This is a genomic window from Streptomyces sp. NBC_01549 (assembly GCF_026339955.1).
Taxonomy (GTDB): Bacteria; Actinomycetota; Actinomycetes; order Streptomycetales; family Streptomycetaceae; genus Streptomyces.
On the sequence record NZ_JAPEPW010000001.1, the window covers coordinates 6,906,193 to 6,923,749 of the forward strand.

General features: G+C 69.8%; 13 protein-coding genes and 1 pseudogene. 4 read left to right on the plus strand and 10 right to left on the minus strand.

Translation table 11 applies throughout. The features are described from left to right. Positions 1-57 precede the first annotated feature (57 nt). Positions 58-2,016, plus strand: a complete 1,959-nt coding sequence (locus OG819_RS30800) for a GAF domain-containing protein (protein WP_266651842.1) — start codon at positions 58-60, stop codon at positions 2,014-2,016. A gap of 124 nt (positions 2,017-2,140) precedes the next feature. Here OG819_RS30800 and OG819_RS30805 read toward each other — a convergent pair whose 3' ends face one another. The 3 genes and pseudogenes from OG819_RS30805 to OG819_RS59140 form a co-directional block, all read right to left on the minus strand. Then, positions 2,141-3,898: an ABC transporter ATP-binding protein gene (locus OG819_RS30805; protein WP_266651844.1), complete on the minus strand. Its 1,758-nt coding sequence runs from the start codon at positions 3,896-3,898 to the stop codon at positions 2,141-2,143. Continuing rightward, the gene (locus OG819_RS30810; RefSeq protein ID WP_266651846.1) at positions 3,895-5,613 is read right to left on the minus strand and encodes an ABC transporter ATP-binding protein; all 1,719 of its coding nucleotides are present in this window, start codon (positions 5,611-5,613) and stop codon (positions 3,895-3,897) included. The genes OG819_RS30805 and OG819_RS30810 overlap by 4 nt, the downstream gene beginning before the upstream one ends. A gap of 175 nt (positions 5,614-5,788) precedes the next feature. Then, positions 5,789-6,343 (minus strand): annotated as a pseudogene (locus OG819_RS59140) (N,N-dimethylformamidase beta subunit family domain-containing protein); the annotation flags it as partial. On the opposite strand from OG819_RS59140, the gene OG819_RS30820 reads away from it, so the two are divergent. After that, the gene (locus OG819_RS30820; protein WP_266651848.1) at positions 6,342-8,690 is read left to right on the plus strand and encodes a GH92 family glycosyl hydrolase; all 2,349 of its coding nucleotides are present in this window, start codon (positions 6,342-6,344) and stop codon (positions 8,688-8,690) included. The pseudogene OG819_RS59140 and the gene OG819_RS30820 sit on opposite strands and share 2 nt — an antisense overlap. A 227-nt stretch (positions 8,691-8,917) precedes the next feature. On the opposite strand, the gene OG819_RS30825 is transcribed toward OG819_RS30820, so the two are convergent. Then, entirely contained in the window at positions 8,918-9,331 is a 414-nt protein-coding gene (locus tag OG819_RS30825) for a peptidoglycan-binding protein (protein WP_266622197.1), read from the minus strand. Between the two features lie 321 nt (positions 9,332-9,652). On the opposite strand from OG819_RS30825, the gene OG819_RS30830 reads away from it, so the two are divergent. Both OG819_RS30830 and OG819_RS30835 read left to right on the plus strand, forming a co-directional pair. Then, positions 9,653-10,534 carry a helix-turn-helix domain-containing protein gene (locus OG819_RS30830; RefSeq protein ID WP_266651850.1) on the plus strand — a complete coding sequence of 294 codons (882 nt, stop codon included), beginning with the start codon at positions 9,653-9,655 and terminating at the stop codon, positions 10,532-10,534. Continuing rightward, positions 10,531-11,463, plus strand: a complete 933-nt coding sequence (locus OG819_RS30835; protein ID WP_266651852.1) for a DUF2690 domain-containing protein — start codon at positions 10,531-10,533, stop codon at positions 11,461-11,463. Before OG819_RS30830 ends, OG819_RS30835 begins: the two co-directional genes overlap by 4 nt. Before the next feature lie 100 nt (positions 11,464-11,563). Here OG819_RS30835 and OG819_RS30840 read toward each other — a convergent pair whose 3' ends face one another. The 6 genes from OG819_RS30840 to OG819_RS30865 all read right to left on the minus strand — a co-directional run bounded on the left by OG819_RS30840 (position 11,564) and on the right by OG819_RS30865 (position 17,121). Further along, complete coding sequence (locus OG819_RS30840) at positions 11,564-11,962, minus strand: VOC family protein (RefSeq protein ID WP_266622194.1); 399 nt, start codon at positions 11,960-11,962, stop codon at positions 11,564-11,566. A 159-nt stretch (positions 11,963-12,121) separates the two neighbouring features. Continuing rightward, positions 12,122-12,577 carry an RpiB/LacA/LacB family sugar-phosphate isomerase gene (locus OG819_RS30845; RefSeq protein WP_266622193.1) on the minus strand — a complete coding sequence of 152 codons (456 nt, stop codon included), beginning with the start codon at positions 12,575-12,577 and terminating at the stop codon, positions 12,122-12,124. 153 nt (positions 12,578-12,730) lie between these two features. Beyond that, positions 12,731-13,519 carry an SDR family NAD(P)-dependent oxidoreductase gene (locus OG819_RS30850; RefSeq protein ID WP_266622192.1) on the minus strand — a complete coding sequence of 263 codons (789 nt, stop codon included), beginning with the start codon at positions 13,517-13,519 and terminating at the stop codon, positions 12,731-12,733. Between the two features lie 14 nt (positions 13,520-13,533). Next, a complete protein-coding gene (locus OG819_RS30855; RefSeq protein WP_266651854.1) occupies positions 13,534-14,682 on the minus strand; it encodes an acyl-CoA dehydrogenase family protein in 1,149 nt (382 codons plus the stop codon). 13 nt (positions 14,683-14,695) lie between these two features. Beyond that, positions 14,696-15,634 (minus strand): 2-hydroxyacid dehydrogenase, encoded by a 939-nt coding sequence (locus tag OG819_RS30860; RefSeq protein WP_266651856.1) that lies wholly within the window; start codon positions 15,632-15,634, stop codon positions 14,696-14,698. A gap of 353 nt (positions 15,635-15,987) precedes the next feature. Further along, positions 15,988-17,121 (minus strand): NAD(P)/FAD-dependent oxidoreductase, encoded by a 1,134-nt coding sequence (locus tag OG819_RS30865; RefSeq protein WP_266622189.1) that lies wholly within the window; start codon positions 17,119-17,121, stop codon positions 15,988-15,990. Between the last annotated feature and the right edge of the window lie 436 nt (positions 17,122-17,557).

Below are 17,557 nucleotides of genomic sequence, written 5' to 3' on the forward strand. Positions count from 1 at the left end.
GCGGGGGCGGCGAGCATCGCGGGCGGGAACGCGTACCGGAACACTCAGGAGGCATCCGTGGACTCGACGACCACACACAGTCGGGCCGATGTGGAGCCCGCGGCGCGGCTGCTGCGCCTGCTGCGCGAAGACGCCGCGCAGAGTGAGTACGACGCCCTCCTCGACCGATGCCCTTCCGAGGACCGGCCTCGGCTCGCCCGGCTCGTCGACGACGCCCTTCAGGTACGGGCGCGCCTGGAGGAGCGTCGCCGCCGGGAGGACGAGCTCGCCGCGCTCTACGAGACAGCGGGGGACCTGTCCTCACTACGTGATCTGGAGGCCGTGCTCCAGGCCATCGTCCGCCGGGCTCGCAGCCTGCTCGGCACCGACGTGGCCTACCTGATGCTCAACGACGCTCAACGCGGCGACACCTACATGCGGGTGACCGACGGGATACGCACCGACGCGTTCAAGCAGGCACGGCTGGCCATGGGCGCGGGTCTCGGCGGACTTGTGGCCAAGACGGCGGTTCCGTACAACACCTCCGACTACTTCGCCGACCCGCGCTTCGAGCACTGCATCGACGACGTCGTGGGCGGCGAGGGGCTGATCTCCATCGAGGGAGTGCCTCTCAAACTCGGCGAGAACGTCATCGGCGTCCTGTTCGCCGCCAACCGCCGGGTCCGTCCCTTCTCCGAGCACGAAGTGGCCCTGCTCGTCTCGCTCGCCAACCACGCCGCCATCGCCATCGAGAACGCGACCCTCTTCCAGGACGTACGCAGAGCGGTCGACGAACTCACCGAAGCCAACGGCGTCATCCGCGCCCACAGCGAATCCATCGAACGCGCCGCCGCCCTGCACGAGCGGCTCACCACCATCGTTCTCGACGGCGGCGGGATGGCCGACGTGGCGCAGACCCTCGCCGAAGTCCTCGGTGGGAGCATCCTCGTCCTGGACCCCCGCGGCCGCACCATGGCCGCCGCCGGTGACGACCCTCTCGTCGAACAGGCCCGCACCGAAGGAGTGCTCCCGGATCCGTGCCCCGCCGCCCATGCGGTCCGCGACGCCCGGGTGCTGAGCACGGACGCCCGCCGCACCCGCCGTATCCCGGCCGGCGCCGACGGATCCGCCGCCTGTGCCACTCCCATCGTGGCCGGCAGCGAAGTCCTGGGCGTTCTGCTGCTCGTCCGCGACCACCTGGACGCCTCAGGAGTACGTTCCCTCGAGCGTGCCGCGCTCGTCACCGCGCTGATGCTGCTCAGCGAACGCACCGTCGCCGAGGCCGAGCACCGGCTGCGCGGCGAGATCCTCGAGGACCTGCTCGGCTCCCCGCACCGGGATCCGGAGGGCCTGCGGCGCCGGGCCACCCTGGTGGGCCTCGACCTCCACCGCCCGCACACGGTGTTCGCCGCCCGCTGCCGTGACAGCGCCCATCGGCGACGCATCGCCGATGCAGCAGCTTCCTACGCCGCCCATGCCCGGGGTCTCGCGGGCGAATACCGGGGCGACACCGTCGTCCTCCTGCCGCAGGATCCGGACCCGGACGAGGCCGCCCGCACCCTGGCCGACCACTTGTCGCGGGTCGTGGACAACCCGGTCACCGTCGGCGCCGCGACGGCCGCGCCCGGCCTCGACGCCATCGTCGAGGCACACCACGACGCGGTCCGCTGCCTGGACGTCCTGCTCGCGCTCGACCGCGTCGGAGAAGGGGCGTCCCCCGGCGAACTGGGCGTCTACGGGCTGCTGTTCCATCAGGCGGGCCGCGAGGAGCTGCACCGCTTCGTGCGCCGCACCATCGGCCCCGTCCTTGACTACGACACCCAGCGCGGTGGCGAGCTCACCCGCACCCTGCTCGCCTTCTTCGCCTGCGACACAGGCCTGGGCCGCACCGCCGCCGAGCTCTACATCCACGTCAACACGCTCTACCAGCGCATCGAGCGCATCACCTCGCTGCTCGGCCCGCAGTGGCGCCACGGTGACCAGGTGCTACAGGTGCATCTCGCCCTCAAGGTCCACATGGTCCTGTCCGCCGCGTGACCACCGGCCGACGCATCGCGGCGGAGGTCGCGGGCGAAGCCCGCAAGCGGAGCCACACCCCGGCCGTCACGATCGTTCTGGCCCGCGCCACCCTCCATCGCGACGGCTGGGCGCCTGGGCCGGGTCAGGAAAGGGATTCGGCGTGGCCCTGCCAGGAGTTCCAGAGGCCGGCGTAGGTGCCGCCGTGTTCGAGCAGTTCCTGGTGCGTCCCCAACTCGCTGATCCGCCCCTCCTCCAGCACGGCGATGCGGTCGGCATCATGGGCCGTGTGCAGCCGGTGGGCGATGGCGATCACCGTGCGGCCCTCCAGCGCCGCGGCGAGGGACCGTTCCGCCTGCCGGGCGGCGTGCGGGTTGAGCAGGGCGGTGGCCTCGTCCAGGATCAGGGTGTGCGGATTCGCCAGGACCAGCCGGGCGAGGGCGACCTGCTGCGTCTGGGCAGGTGTCAGGGCGTTGCCATGGAGGCTGATCCGGGTGTCAAGTCCGAACGGCTCGGCCCACTGCCAGGCGTCGACCGAGGTCAGCGCCGCCTCGATCTCCTCGTCGGTCGCGGCGGATTTGGCGATCACCAAGTTGTCCCGCAACGAACCGTCGAAGACGTGGTGGTCCTGGGCCACGATGGCGACCTTGCCGCGCAGTTCTTCCAGTGGCATCTCCGCGAGGGGCAGGCCCCCGAAGGTGATCGTACCGGTGCGGGGCCGGTGGATCCCCGCGAGCAGTTGGCCGAGAGTGGACTTGCCCGAGCCCGAGGGCCCGACGAGGGCCAGCCGCTCTCCTTTCACGACGTCGAGATCGATGCCGTGCAGCACGTCGACGTCCGGCCGGTACGCGTACCGCACGTCCCGTATCGCCAGCCAGTTCCCGTTCCCAGCACTGTGCGGCACGGGCTCGCAGGTGTCCAGGGCGGTCGGCGGGGCCGACTCGGCGATGCCGAGCAGCCGGGCGAGTGCGACGCCTGACATCTGGAGCTCGTTGAGCCAGAACAGCAGGGTGTCGACCGGGCCGAGAAGCTGCTGGATGTACAGGGTGGCCGCGGTCACCGCGGCCAGCGTGACCATCCCGTGGATGTAGAAGAGGCCACCGACGACCAGAGTGATCGCCACGGGCAGGACGTAGGTCGTGTCGCAGATCGGGAGGAACACGTTGCGCAGGCGCAGGGTGTAGCGCTCGGCGGCGTAGGACTCGGCGATGTCCCGCTCCACCCGTTCGAGCCGGCGATGTGTGAGCCGGAGAGCCTCCACCGTGTGAGCGCCCTCGACCGTCTCGGTCAGGCCCTCGGTGAGCTGCGAGTACGACGCGCTCTGCCGTACGTAACCGGCGCGGGCCCGGGCCAGGTACCACTTGGAGGCCGCGACCAGGATGGGCACGGAGACAAGGCAGGGCAGCACGAGCAGCGGGCTGATCAGGATCAGGGCACCGAGGGAGATGACGATCGTCAGCAGGGCGATCAGCGTTTCCGGGATCGCGTGCCGGACGGTGGTGGACAACGTGCCCACGTCCCGCGTGGTACGGGTCACCAGATCGCCGCGGTCGGCGTTCTCGACGGTGTTCAGGTCCAGGGCGAGCATGTCGCGGACGAACTGCTGGCGCAGTTCCCCGAGGACGCGTTCACCCAGTACGGCCGCCGCATACATCGCGAACCTGATGAGCGTCGCCTGCGTGACGCAGGCCAGGCAGATCAGCAGCACATAGTGGGTGATGTCGTTCCGGCCGCGGGCCACCGAGGCGACCAGATCGCCCAGCAGCCACGGCACGGCGAGTCCGGTCGCCGCCGCAAGCACGTTCACGGCGACGACACCGGCCAGGCCCCATGGATGGCGCGAGGCGATCCGCCTGGCGTGAGCGCGGACTTCCTTCGCCGACGCGACCGGCAGCGCGTTCACGCAGTCCCCATTTCCCGTGTGACGAGCGAGCGGTACCGCGCGTCCTCCAGCATCTGATGGTGTGGGCCCTCGGTGACCACCTTGCCGTCCTCGACATAGCTCACCCGGTCCGCCTGCCGGAGCAGCATCGTGCTCGTGGTGAAGACGATCGTGGACCGGCCCGTACGGGTCTGGCGCAGATGGGCCGCCATCCGGGCCTCGGTGTGGGCGTCCACGGCGCTGGTGGGGTCGACCAGGATCAGCACCTCCGGATCTGCCATCAACGCCCTTGCCAGGCGCAGCCTCTGCAACTGGCCGCCGGAGAACTGCCGTCCGCCGCTCTCGACGGCGGCATCGAGACCGCCGGGCAGCGCTTCGACGACATCGGAGGCGCAAGCGTGGTCGATCGCCGCGAGCAGGCTGTCCTGCGAACCCTCTCCCAGGTCGTACGGGTCGAGTTCGGCGCGCAGCGGTCCAGCGAAGAACCGGGCGTCGTTCCTGGTGACGAGTATGCGGCGGCGGACCGTCCCGAGCGGCAGGGAGTCCAGCCGCCGCCCGTGGTAGACGGCCTCCGAGTCCGTGTAGCGGCCCAGCCGCTCGGCCAGCATGCCCGCGTCGGCCGGGGAGGCGCAGGCGACGGCGGTGAGACTGCCGGGAGGCGCCTTGACGCCCGACACCGGATCGACCAGGAGGCCAGGGCGGGCCGGCACATCGGTGTCGGTTTCGGTGGGGCCGAGCGGCAGCTCGGGTTCCAGGCGCAGCAGCCGCGTGACGTACTCGGCCGACACATGGGCCTTCATCAGATGACTGACGGCCAGCGTCAGGCGGCGCAGCGGCACCGCCAGGAAAGTCGCGTACCCGTAGAAGGCGACCAGCTGGCCCGCGGTCAGCCGGTCCGCCAGGACCTGGTGGGCACCGAGTCCCACCACCAGGACGACGAGCATGCCGGGCAGCAGCGACTTGGCTCCGTCCAGCACCGAATCGAGCTGCGCCACCCGTACCGCGGCGTGTCGTGTGGACTGGGACCTCTCCAGGTACCGGCGCTCGATCACCCGCTCGCCCCCGATGCCGCGCAGCACCCGCAGGCCGTGGACGATGTCGATGGCCTGGTCGGTCAGCGCCCGCTGTCGCTCGTGGTACGTCTCCTGGCGGCGGTGCAGGGGCCGGATCATCTGTGTGGTGATCCAGAGCATGACCGGTACGCCGACCAGGACGACGAGACCGATCTGCCACGACGCGAGCAGCATCACCGAGGCGACGGCGACGATCGCGGCGGCGGCGCCCACACCCCGCGTGGCGACCTCCATGGCGGTGCCGATCTGCGTCATGTCCGAGACGCTGACGTTCACCATGTCGCCCGTGGACACTCTCTTGGACAAGCCGGCGCCCAGACGGCAGGCATGCCGGGTGACGAACTGCATCGTCTGGTACCCGGCGCCGATCTTCACCTCCAGCGCGAAGCGGTCCTGGAGCGCGCTCCCCAGCGCCTGGACGACACCCAGCGCCAGCACAGCCGTTCCCCACCACACCAACGCGGTCGTGTCACGCGCGGAGACGCCCTCGTCGATGGCCTTGCCGACGATCGCGGGGGACAGCCCTTGCGCGACCGTCCAGACGACGGCGAAAACCGAGCCCAGGACGATCGACCGGAGGTGGTCCTTGGCGAGCCACAGCAGATACCCGCGGGCACTGCGGATGTCGGGCGATCCAGGATCGCGGTCGGGGAAGCTGCGCATGGTGGCACCTGTTTCGCGACATCAGGGGAGCGGGGAGTGGGCACGTCTGCCGACCGTACGCTCCAACGCCGTGTACTCCGGCGGCGTCGAGCACGTTACGCGTGAGCCGGTCCACCGCCGGGTGGTCCAGGTGCCGGGGCCAGTCGGTGGTGCCCCCGTTGAAGATCAGCGCGTCCCCGTGGCGGTGGTAGGCGATCGTGGCGCACCGCGGCGACTGAAGGTGCGGCTCCCGCGGGTCCGAGTACCAGTGCGCGGGCGGCGCGTCGGCCAGCGGAGCGTACGCGAGGACCACCAGGCCGTCGGGTACGTCTTCGACGCCGGTAGGCTGCCACGGCCGACCGGGCTCGTAGGCGTGGCCGTCGACCTCGTACCCCGCCAGATCGGTCAGTTCGGCGAACGCCGGCAGGTCGACTCCGTCGAGCAGAGCGTCGCCGTCCGTCCGGAACTCGTACGACGTGGGTGGCCGGCCCGCCAGCCAACTCGCGCCGCCGTGGCGGAAGCTGAGCCCGATCAGTGACGCCTCCGGGCGGTCGGTGCGCCACCAGAGGTCGCCGACCACGGGGTTGGCCTCGTCCTTGGCCACGCGCAGCTCGCCGTCGCGCACCTCGGTACGCCACCAGCAGGTGTCGGCCCGCTCGCAGTACTTGACGATTGCGTGTACACGACGAAGAATGATCGCGCTCCGTGCTTGACAACGTTGTCTAGGCTTCGAGGAGGCATTCCCGCCCATGAGATGGACTCAACGGCTAAGCGATGCGGGGATGGTGGTGGCGACCGCCGTCCTCCTCGGCGGCTCCCTCGCGGTTCCGGCGGCTCGGGCGGCCGTCCCGCCGAGCGCCCCGCTCACCGATCTGGTCAACCCGTTCATCGGAACGGAGAACGAAGGCAACACCTACCCTGGCGCAGCCGTGCCCTTCGGCATGGTGCAGTTCTCGCCGGACACCGGCCACAACACCGGCTACGACTACTCCCAGAATCACATCCGCGGCTTCTCCCTCGTCCACCTCTCGGGCGTCGGCTGCGGCCTGGGCGGCGACCTGCCCGTGCTGCCGACCACGGGTGAGGTCACCGAGACGGACTACGCCAAGTACGAGGCGGAGTTCAGCCACGAAAGCGAGCGGGCGAGCCCCGGCTCGTACCGGGTCGACCTGAAGACCGGCATCGAGGCCGAGCTGACCGCGACCGCCCGGACCGGGGTGCAGCGCTACACCTTCCCGGCCACGGACAAGGCCAACGTCCTGCTCAACGCGGGGCAGTCGCTGCACAGGACGATCTCCACCAAGGTCGAGATCCTCGACAACCGCACGGTGCGCACCGCCATCACCGGCAGTGGCTTCTGCCAGGACACCAAGCCGTACACCGTCTACACGGTCACCCGCTTCGACCGTCCGTTCACCACTTCGGGCACCTGGAACGGCGATACCGTCACCGAGGGTTCCAAGGAATCCGTGAGCGCGGGACGCAACGGAGCCTTCGTCCGTTTCGACACGACCAAGGACCGGACAGTCGAAGCGACCACCGCGCTCTCGTACGTGGACGCCCGCGGCGCCGCCCTCAACCTCCGCTCGGAGGGGGGCCGTTCGTTCGACGCCGTCCGGAGCCAGGCGCACCGCACGTGGGAGGACCGGCTCGACGACGTACGCGCCCAGGGCGGCGGAGACACCCTGCGCCGTACGTTCTACTCGTCGCTCTACAGGTCCTTCCTCGCGCCCAACATCGGCAGCGACGCCGACGGTCGCTACACCGGCTGGGACCAGCGGGTCCACCGCGCACAGGGCTTCACCTACTACCAGAACTGGTCGCTGTGGGACACCTACCGCACCCAGTCGCAGCTCCTCTCCCTGCTCGCGCCGCGTGAGGCCAGGGACATGGCGATCTCCGTCATCAAGATCGACGAGGACAGCGGCTGGCTGCCCAAGTGGGGCTACGGCACGGTCGAGACGAACATCATGACCGGCGACCCGGTCACCCCGTTCCTGACCAACGCCTACCAGCAGGGCCTGCTCAAGGGATACGAGGAACGGGCCTACCGCGCCCTGAAGAAGAACGCCGACGGCGTGCCGCCCGCCGATTCGCCCGCGGTGGGCCGCGAAGCCAACAAGGAGTACATCGCGAACGGCTTCGCGCCTTACGTCAAGGACCGCCCGCATGCGAAGCCCGGCGACTCGGACTACGACCACGGAGCGTCCGCGACCCTGGAGTACGCCCTGTCGGACGCCATGCTCGGCGCGATGGCACGGGATCTGGGCCATGACGCGGACGCCGCACGCTATGCCGCACGGTCCCAGAACTACCGGAAGATCTACGACGGTTCGACCGGCTTCTTCCGCGCGCGGGATGCCTCCGGCACCTTCACCGGACCGGCGGACCCGGCCCTGAGCGAGGGTTTCCACGAGGGCACGTCCTGGCAGTACCAGTGGCTCGTGCCGCAGGACCTGCGGGGCATGGTCGACCTGATCGGCGGCAAGCAGACGGCCAACGACCGGCTCGACTCGTTCTTCGCGTACGAGCAGCTTCTGAAGGACCCCGCGAAGACCGCACGAGAGGTGTGGGTCAACGGCCCGTACGACTACTACAACGCGGACAAGTACAACCCGCAGAACGAGCCCGACCTGATCGCCCCGTACACGTATCTGTCGACCGGTCAGCCGTGGAAGACGACCGATGTGGTGCACGCCGCGCTGACCTTGTTCACGGACGCGCCGACCGGCATGACCGGCAACGACGACCTTGGCACGATGTCCGCCTGGAACGTGCTCTCGTCCATCGGGATCTTCCCGGTGCAGCCCGGCTACGACACCTGGGGCCTGTCGACGCCTGTCTTCGAGCGGGTCGATCTGACGCTCGACCGGCGCTACTACCCTCGGGGCGCCCTGACTGTGACGGCGACGGGCACCTCGGACCGTGACCGGTACATCCAGTCGGCGAGGGTCGACGGTTCCTCCTATGGCCGTACGTATCTGACGACCGAGTCGCTCCGAGGCCTGCGGTCGCTCTCCTTCACCGTCGGTGCCGAACCGTCCGGCTGGGGGACGTCCGCCGACGCCGCGCCGCCCGCCCTGGGACCTACGCGGTGACGCGGTCGCGGCGATCGCCCATGCGCTGGTCAACGGACGCGCACGGCGGCCGCCGCGGCCGTCACGGGCGCGCCGCCGGTTCGGCTGTGCGCCGGTGCGTCGCCCACCCCCTCGGGTGCGACGCGGGTGGGGGAGGTGGTCCTGGCCGAGCGTGACCTGGGGCGAGAACGGGATGTGGAGGGAGCGAGCCCGGGCTCGGGCTCCGGGCTCGCTCTTCCCCGCGTGGCTCAGTACCGCAGCCACTTCCAGGTCGCCGGCCCGACAATGCCGTCAACGCTGATGTGCGCGTGCTGGTTGTGATTCACGCGGCTCTGGAACTCGCGCACGGCCGCCGTGGTGCCGGGGCCGTATTTCCCGTCCACGGAGAGCCGCTTTCCCTTGGGCGTCTTCCAGTGGTACTTCAGCAGGCACTGGGCTTCCTTCACCGCGTTGCCCCTGGAACCGTACTTGAGCGTCTTGTGGCCGCTGTAGTAGCCGCAGGTCCATGTGTCCTGACGGTTCGGCGCCTGCGTGACACCGACCGCGTGAGCGGTTGCGCCCTGCGTCGAGGCCGCGAAGCTGCTGACGGCAGGGCCGACGGCGATGCCCGCGCCCAGGGCCGCAGTGGTGGCGGCGAGAGCGATGCGCTTGCGTGCGTTCATGTCCGGGTTCCTTCCCCGTGTGGTGGGGGGCGGCGCGGGGTGGACCGTGCTGCCCGGTCGGTGGTGCGTCATCCAATCTGAGCCGTCGGCCCCCGCACGGGCCAGGAAGCCCTGTGAGGTGGCGCGTACGTGGGACGACTCACGCGCTGACCTGCGTTTTCGTAGTCGTCGCAGACGCCACCGTGGGACGGGGCCGCGCTCGGGGCGGGGCACTCGTACGGGTGCGGAATGTGCGAGGTCGTCGGCACGGGGGTTCGAGGCTGCCATTATCGGCGCAGGGGGTCTGCGGCCCCGGAGTATTCGACGCGTATGGGGTGGAGCATGCCGCGTTGGAAAGAGCTGCCCGACTCGCTCGACCCGCGGGTGCGGCAGTTGATCGTGCAGTTACGTCGGCTCAAGGACCGCAGCGGGCTCAGTCTGGCCTCGTTGCAGGACAAGACCGGCTACAGCAGATCCTCCTGGGATCGCTATCTCAATGGGAGGAAGCTGCCGCCCCGGGCCGCGGTCCAGGAACTGGCCCGGGTGTGCGGTGCCGAACCGACCCCGCTGCTCGTGCTGCACGAGGTCGCCGAGTCGGCCTGGCAGCAGAACGTTCCGCCGGGGCGGGAAGGCCCGCGAGGGCAGGAGTCCGAAGAACAGCGGGGGCCCGAAGAGCAGCAGGCGCCCGAAGTGCGGGGCATCGCCCCGGAGTCGGCCCCACCGCCCCCGGCCGGCTCCGTCCCCGCGCCCCGTCCGGCGCCGACGCGGCACGGGTGGCCGCGACGTCCGGTCGTGCTGGCCGGTGCACTGCTGATCGCCCTGGTAGCTCTCGGGGCCGGGCTGGTGGCCCTCAACCCCTGGTGGGACGATTCCACCCCTACCGCGACATCCCGGACGCACGGCGCCGTCGCGGGTTCCTGGGCGCCCGGGAAGACGTATTCATGCAAAGTCCGCCGGGTGCACGGGCGGCTCACGGCCGGGTACAGCCAGAGCGACAACGGCGAGTACCAGGAGTCGGCGCACGGCTGGCCGGTCGTCGAGGCGCAATGCCTGTTGACTGCGCGCGGGTTCAGCCCCGGTGGCGTCGACGGCGTGTTCGGACCGGCCACGGAGAGCGCCGTCAAGCGCTTCCAGTCGAAGCACCGGCAGGACCGCCCCGATCAGCCGCCCCTGGCCGTCGACGGCATCATCGGCCCGCACACCTGGGGGGTGCTGCGGAAATGACCTCGGGGAACGGCGGCGGGAACAGCGCAGGAGAACGGCGGACGCCAGCCGCGGACGCACCGGAGTGTGTGCGTCTCGCGGAGGGGCTGCGGGAGCTCCGGGCTCGGACCGGCCTGAGCATGACGAAGCTCGCGCAGCGTACCCACTACAGCCGCTCCTCCTGGGAGCGTTATCTCAACGGCAAGGCGCTGCCCCCGCGGCAGGCCGTCGAGGCGTTGAGCGGCCTGGCTCGGCAGCCGGCGGGACGGTTGCTGGCCCTGTGGGAACTCGCCGAACTGGCCTGGAGCGGGCGCGCCTCCGGCGCCGCTTCGGCGCCGGGCCCGGCCACGCGGGGTCCGGCTGCCCCCAAGGTGGCGCCCAAGACTGCTGCCCCCAAGGCCGCGTCCATGACTGCTGCCCCCAAGGCCGCGTCCATGACTGCTGCCCCGGCCGGTGCCCCGTCTCGGTGGCGGTCCGGGCGCGGCCGTACGGTGGCGCTTCTCACCGCGGTGGTGTTGGTGGCCGCAGGCGTGCTGGTGAGCGTGGCGCTGGGCGGAGCGGGAGGGCGGCCGCGGGCCGACCGGAGCGGCCCGGCCTCATCGCCCGTCCCCGGCTGCCGGGGCAGCGGCTGTGAGGGCCGCGACCCCGAGTTGTGCGACCCGTCGGGCCGTGACGTCGCCTCCCACAGCGCCCCTTGGGGCGCCTGGGTGAAGATCCGGTACAGCCGGACGTGCGGCGCCGTATGGGCCGTTGTCTGGCACTCCAAGGTCGGCGATCAGCTGCGCATTTCGGTGCCGCCGGGAGACTCGGCGCCACGGAAGGTCGTCATCCAGGAATTCGACACCGAACGAATGGTGCCCACTCCGATGGCCGCCACGCGTCGCGTCAAGGGGGCGCGGGCCTGCCTGGTCTCCGTGTCGAGCCATCGGGAGATGTGTTTCCAGGCTTGAGGGCAATGCTGATCCGGGCCCACAGCGTTCCAGCATCCGCAGTTCGGTGAGCGATTCCGCGTGATCACGAGCACTGTCCGAGCACTGCGCCGTACCACCGTCACTCCCGCAGGTTCAGCTGCCAGGAGACGCCGAAGCGGTCGTTCACCCAGCCGAACTTGGCGCTGAAGCCGTACGAGCCGAGCGGCATGAGCTCCGTGCCCTGTTCAGCGAGGGCGCCATAGAGGCGGTCGAGCTCGGCCTCGGTGTCGCACTCGACGAACAGCGACACCGCCGGAGTGAACCCGAAGGCGTGCTTGACGTAACTGTCGATGCACATGAACCGCTGTCCGGCGAGCGAGAACGTGGCGCGCTTGACCGTGCCCGCCTCGCCGGGGCCATCGGCGCCGTAGCGGGAGATGTCGACGACCTCGGCGTCCTCGAACAACGACATGTAGAAGGTCAGCGCCTCCTCCGCCCTGCCCTCGAACATGAGGAAAGTGGTGATCTTCTGTGGCATCGAGGCCATGGTGCTGCCCTCCGGGTACAGGCGTTGATCCTTTGAGCACGAGGCTAGGACCTGCCTCTGACACTGGCCCCACGGACATCGCCGGCCACCGTCGTTTCTGTGATCCGACGCCGCTCCGTCGATCCGGGCGGCGACGGGCTCTGGACCCGGTTACGGAGCGGTTCTGTCCAGGTCGAGTTGTCCGATGCGGGCCACGTTCTCCCGATCGTCGGCGTCCTCGCTGGCCTCGGCGGCGAACCACGCGTCGAGGATCTCCCTGAGGAGCGGCTCGGACGTCAGCCGCAGGCTGAGTGCCAGTACGTTGGCGTCGTTCCAGCGGCGTGCGCCGTCCGCTGTGTACGCGTCCGTACACAGGGCCGCTCGTACGCCCGGCACCTTGTTCGCGGCGATCGACGCGCCCGTACCGGTCCAGCAGCATACGACCGCCTGGTCCGATGTCCCGGTGGCGACCTCGCGGGCCGCCGCCTCCGAGCAGGCCGCCCACTGTGTGTCGTCCCCGGGGTGCAGCGCCCCGTGCGTCAGCACCTCGTGGCCGCGGCTGCGCAACTCCGCGACGAGGGAGCGGGCCACGGGTTCGTCCATGTCCGAGGAAACGGAGATCCGCATGTCCCGGAGACTACTCAGCGGACGAGGCGGATGCCATCTCCGAGTCCCGTGCCCTCTGCCTTCCAGGCGCGCGTGCGTCACCGTCAACACCGGTAACCGAGTGGGCGTCACCATCCGGTGGGCGGCTGTAGGGCGTTGGATCCACCCCGTTCATCAGCGCATGTGGGTACCGCCGTTGATGTCGAAGGTGGCGCCGGTGACGTAGCCGCCCTCCTCGCTCACCAGGTAGGCCACGAGGGCGGCGACCTCCGCCGGTCTGCCCAGGCGTCCCACGGGGATGTTTCGGGCCGCCTCGGACACCGCCGCCGCGCCCAGTTCGTCCACAGCCGGCGTAAGGACGGCGGCCGGTGCGACGGCGTTGACCGTTACGCCTTGAGCTGCCAGCTCCCTGGCGAACACCTTGGTGAGCGCCAGAACGCCGGCCTTGGCGGCTGAGTAGTGGGCGCCGGCGAGGGTTCCGCCCTGCTGGCCCGCCAGAGAGGCGAGGTTGACCACGCGCCCCCACCCCCGCCGCCGCATCTGCTGTGCGCACAGCCGGGTCAGGGCGAAGACGCTGCGCAGGTTGGTGGCCATGACGGCGTCCCACTCGTCCAGCCGGATGTCCCATACGGAGCCCGCCACGGTGCGCGCGGCGTTGTTGACCAGTACGTCGGGCGAGTGCCAGGTGTCGGCGACTTCGCGTACCGCCGCCTCCACCGCCTCGATGTTGTCCACGTCTACGCCGAGGGGCAAAGTCGTGCCGTTGTCGGGGTCCAGCTCGCGTGCCAGTCCGGCCACGGCGTCCGCGTCGCGGTCGAGCAGGGCTACCCGCAGTCCCAGTCGGTGCAACTCGGTAGCGATCGCGGCCCCGATTCCTCGCCCGGCTCCAGTGATCAGGGCCACCCGTGGCAACGACGGCTCCTCACTCGCGGTGCCCGTGTCATCCGCTGTCGTGGTGCGCATGTCTCGGCTCCTCATCAAATGACCGGACTCGGCGGCAGTTCCGCCCCCAGGAGCGCGCGACCGTAGATCTCCTTACTTGTCTGGACACTGAGCGCGGCGTGCCGCGATGCCGTCTCGATGTCGCGCCACGCTCTTTGGAGGTCCGAGCCGTCTGCGAAGCTGCCCGCGCCGGCGGTGTCGAGCAGGAGGCTCACGGCGTGGCGGGCACACCGCATGGCGTGAGCGGCGTCCATACGCAGCCGGGCCCGGTCGGCGAGCGCCGGGCGGTGGCCGGCGCGGGCCTCGGCGTCCACCTCGTCGGCGGCGCGGAGCAGGTGCAGGCGCGCGGTGTCGATGAGGACGGCAGCGTCCGCCACGTTCAGCTGGTGGGAAGGGGCTTCGGCGACCAGGTGGTACAGCGGAGAGACCGCCCGCTTGCCTTGGGTCGCGGCCTTCACCACCCGATCGAGGGTGGCTGCGGCGATGCCTACGGCGGTCGCCACGAGTGGCAGGTTGATGGAGAGGTGGAAGGTGATGCGCGGTTCGTCGGGATGACGTCGCCGATAGGAGCCGTTCGCCATGTCTGTGAGGGAGATGACGCGTGAGTCCGGCACATACACCCCTTCCGTCACCGCCATATTGCTGCCCGTGCCTCGCATCCCCGCCATGTGCCATACGTCGTCGACCGTCAGGGCGGACGTGGGGACCAGCGCCATACCGCGCTCCGGGCCACCGCGTTCGTCGTCGGTCCAGGTGAAGCCGAGTAGAGTCCAGGGTGCGTGGTGGATGCCGGATATCCAGGGCCAGCGTCCGCTCAGTGTCCAGCCGTCGTCCGTACGGCGCGCTGTTCCGGACGGGTTGGCCGTACCGCAGACGAACGTGTCCGGGTCGTCTTTCCAGAGGGTCGCACGTTCGGCATCCGGGAGCTGGGAAGCAAAGAGGTTGCCGCCGTATGCGATGGCCACGATCCAGGAACTGGCGGCGCATCCGTGCGCCAGTTCCTCACACACCTCCACCGCGGTACGGACGTCCGCGCCATGACCGCCGTAAGCGGCGGGCGTGCCCAGCCGGAACAGGCCGGACTGGCGAAGTGCGGTCACACTCGCGGTGGTGAGCCTGCGTTCGGCGTCCGTGCGTGCGGCTTCGTCGGCGAGGAGCGGAATCAGCGGCCGAACCGCTTCCAACGGGCTCCCCGCATCAGGGTGAAACAATGTTGTCAAGCTCCTCACCTGCGGCGAACCGCTTCAGTTGGCGTCGGATCAGTTCTTCGAGACGGCGCCACAACGAGGGAGTGAACGCGCCGACGTGCGGAGTGATCAGCACTCCGGGTGTCGCCCAAAGCGGGTGTCCCGCCGGGAGCGGCGACGGATCGGTTACGTCGAGCGCGGCCAGCAGACGGCCGCTGTGCGCCTCCTCCAGCAGGGCGGTGGTGTCGACCACCGCCCCTCTGGAGACGTTGACGAGGAGCGCGCCGTCCTTCATGCGCGCCAGCAGGTCCGCGTCGAACAGTTGGCGGGTAGCGGGAGTCAGCGGGGTCGCCAACACCACGACGTCCGCCTCCGCGACGAGCCGGGGAAGGCGTGAGACGGAATGCACTGGACCACGGGGAGAATCCCGGTCGTCGCGTCCGACGCGGGTCACTGCGCAGCCGAAGGGGACCAGAAGATCCTCCAGGGCGGAGCCGATGGCGCCGTATCCGACGACGAGCACGGATCGCTCGTACAGGGACGGGAAAACGTTGGGCTTCCACACCCCGAGGTCCTGGGCATGGATGAATTCCGGCAGTCCCCGCAGCGAAGCGAGGATCAGCGTCAGAGCCAGCTCCGCCGTGCTCCGGGCGTGGACCCCTTGGGCGTTGCACAGGGTCACGTGGCCTGGTAGCCGACGCAGTTCGGCTCGCAGCTCGTCGGTGCCGGAGCTGAGAGCCTGGACCGCCTTGAGACGAGTCATACGGGGGAGGGGCCTGCTGATGGTGCCGATGTCCTGAACCAGTGGCGGGACATAGAACTCCACTTCGGCTGGGTCCGACGGAAAGGCCGAAAGGCCGTCCCAGCGGGCGTATCGCAGTCCGGCGGGCAGGTCGGCGAGACTGGTGAACTGCGTGGGCAGCCATACCTGTCGGGGTTTCGCGGTCATGTCGACGTGCTTTGCTTTCAGTCCAGCTCCGCGGTTCGGGCCACAAGACACGCCGGCCGATAAGCGGCCGTGTTGCCGCGGGAGTGAGGCGCGCGCTCAGGGATCTCACCGCGAGTGTCCGGTGATCATTGATCATTGACCGGTGAATGCCTGGTCACCACCTCCAAGGATCGAGCCACAAGCAGTGACCGGACTCGTCGGCACCTTGTGACAGCGAAATGCGTGTGACAACGAGCACACCTTTGATTGGACGGTGTCCTCCGTGAATGTGGCACCGCGTGATGAAGCCGGGCGCCGAGAGGCTCCGCTGACGGGACCGCACCGCCCATACGACGTGGGGCCTGTCCGGCGGATCACGGGGTCTGCTGGTCCGCGACGAACGCGGTGACCAGGCTGTGGGGCGCGTTGTCGCCGAAGAGGAACTCGTGGAGCTGGGTGCCTTCGGTGGCGGCTTCGGTGCCGCGGGGGAACATGGCCTGCTCGTACTCGGTGAGGGCGACTTCGACGTCGTCGGGGTGCGCGGCGATGGCCTTGCCGAGTTCGGCGCCGTCGTGCATGGCGAGGTTGGCGCCTTCGCCGTTCGGGACCGAGAGGTGGGCGGCGTCGCCGAGCAGGGTCACTCCCGGCACCCGGTCCCACCGGTGTCCGATCGGTAGAGCGTTGAAGGGGCGCAGGACAGGTGCGGTGTCACTGTCGGTGATCAGCGCGGTGAGCTCCGGTGCCCAGCCGTCGAACTCCTGCGCGATCCGCCCGGTGGCCGCGGCGACATCGGTGAAATCGATGGCGGCGAACCAGTCCTGCGGCTCGGTGAGCCCCACGTAGGCGTGCAGGGTGCCGCCCCTCTCCCGGTGAGCGTGGATCCCCTTGCCCGGCGCGAGCGCGAGCAGCGACCCGCCGCCGACCGCCTTCGCGGCGGCAGGGTGCCGGGTGTCGCCGTCGAACAGGTAGGTCTCGACGAACGACCGGCCGACGTACTCGGGGGTGGCGGTGGAGAGCAGCGGCCGAACCCGTGACCACGCGCCGTCCGCGCCGACCAGCAGGCTCGTGACGACGGTGGTGCCGTCGGCGAAGGTCACCTCGTGGCGGCCCTCGCCGAGGGTACGGGTACCGCTGACCTTGTGACCCCACCGGACGGTGCCGGCCGGGAGCGAGTCGAGCAGGATCCGTCGCAGCTCGCCGCGCTGCACCTCGGGGCGTCCTCCCGTGCCGTCGTCGGGTTGGTCGAACAGGACGGTCCCGTCCCGGTCGAGGATCCGCATCGCCTGGCGGCCCTCCAGTATGAGGCTACGGAACTCGTCCGTCAGGCCTGCCGCCTGCACAGCCAGTTGGCCGTTGTAGTCGTGGATGTCGAGCATCCCGCCCTGCGCGCGTGCCGTCGGGGAGGGCTCCGCCTCGTAGACCGTGGCCTGGATGCCGTGGACGTGGAGGACCCGGGCGAGGGTGAGGCCGCCGAGTCCGGCGCCGATGATCGTGACGTCAGTGGTCATGGTGAATCCCTTGCGTGTCGCACGCCTGCCGGGTGGGTACCCGGCAGGATCTCTGGAAAGGTGCCAGGTCCCGCCGATAAGCCCCCGACAAGCTGCCGACATCGGACCGGCAGCCCCCGACATGTGACCGACACCGTAAATCGGTGCAAGGGCCCCCGGGCGAGCGCACTGGCAGCGCAGGTGATGGAAAAAGATGTGTCCAATGACGGGATAATGATGGGTTCTGCCCCTTCAGAAATGCCCTGCGGGCCGCCTAGCCTTGCGCCCAGGCGAACGGCCCGGCCGTTGGCTGATCAGTTCTTCTTCGACCTTGGGAGAGGTCTTTCGGAAGTCCTTGGAGCTCCTCGCGGGTCCTTGGAGAGCCACGGACCAGCCTTGACGGTTCTGGAGGGAGAGGGCGATGGCGCCTGCGGAACTGCTCATCGGAAGCCGATGG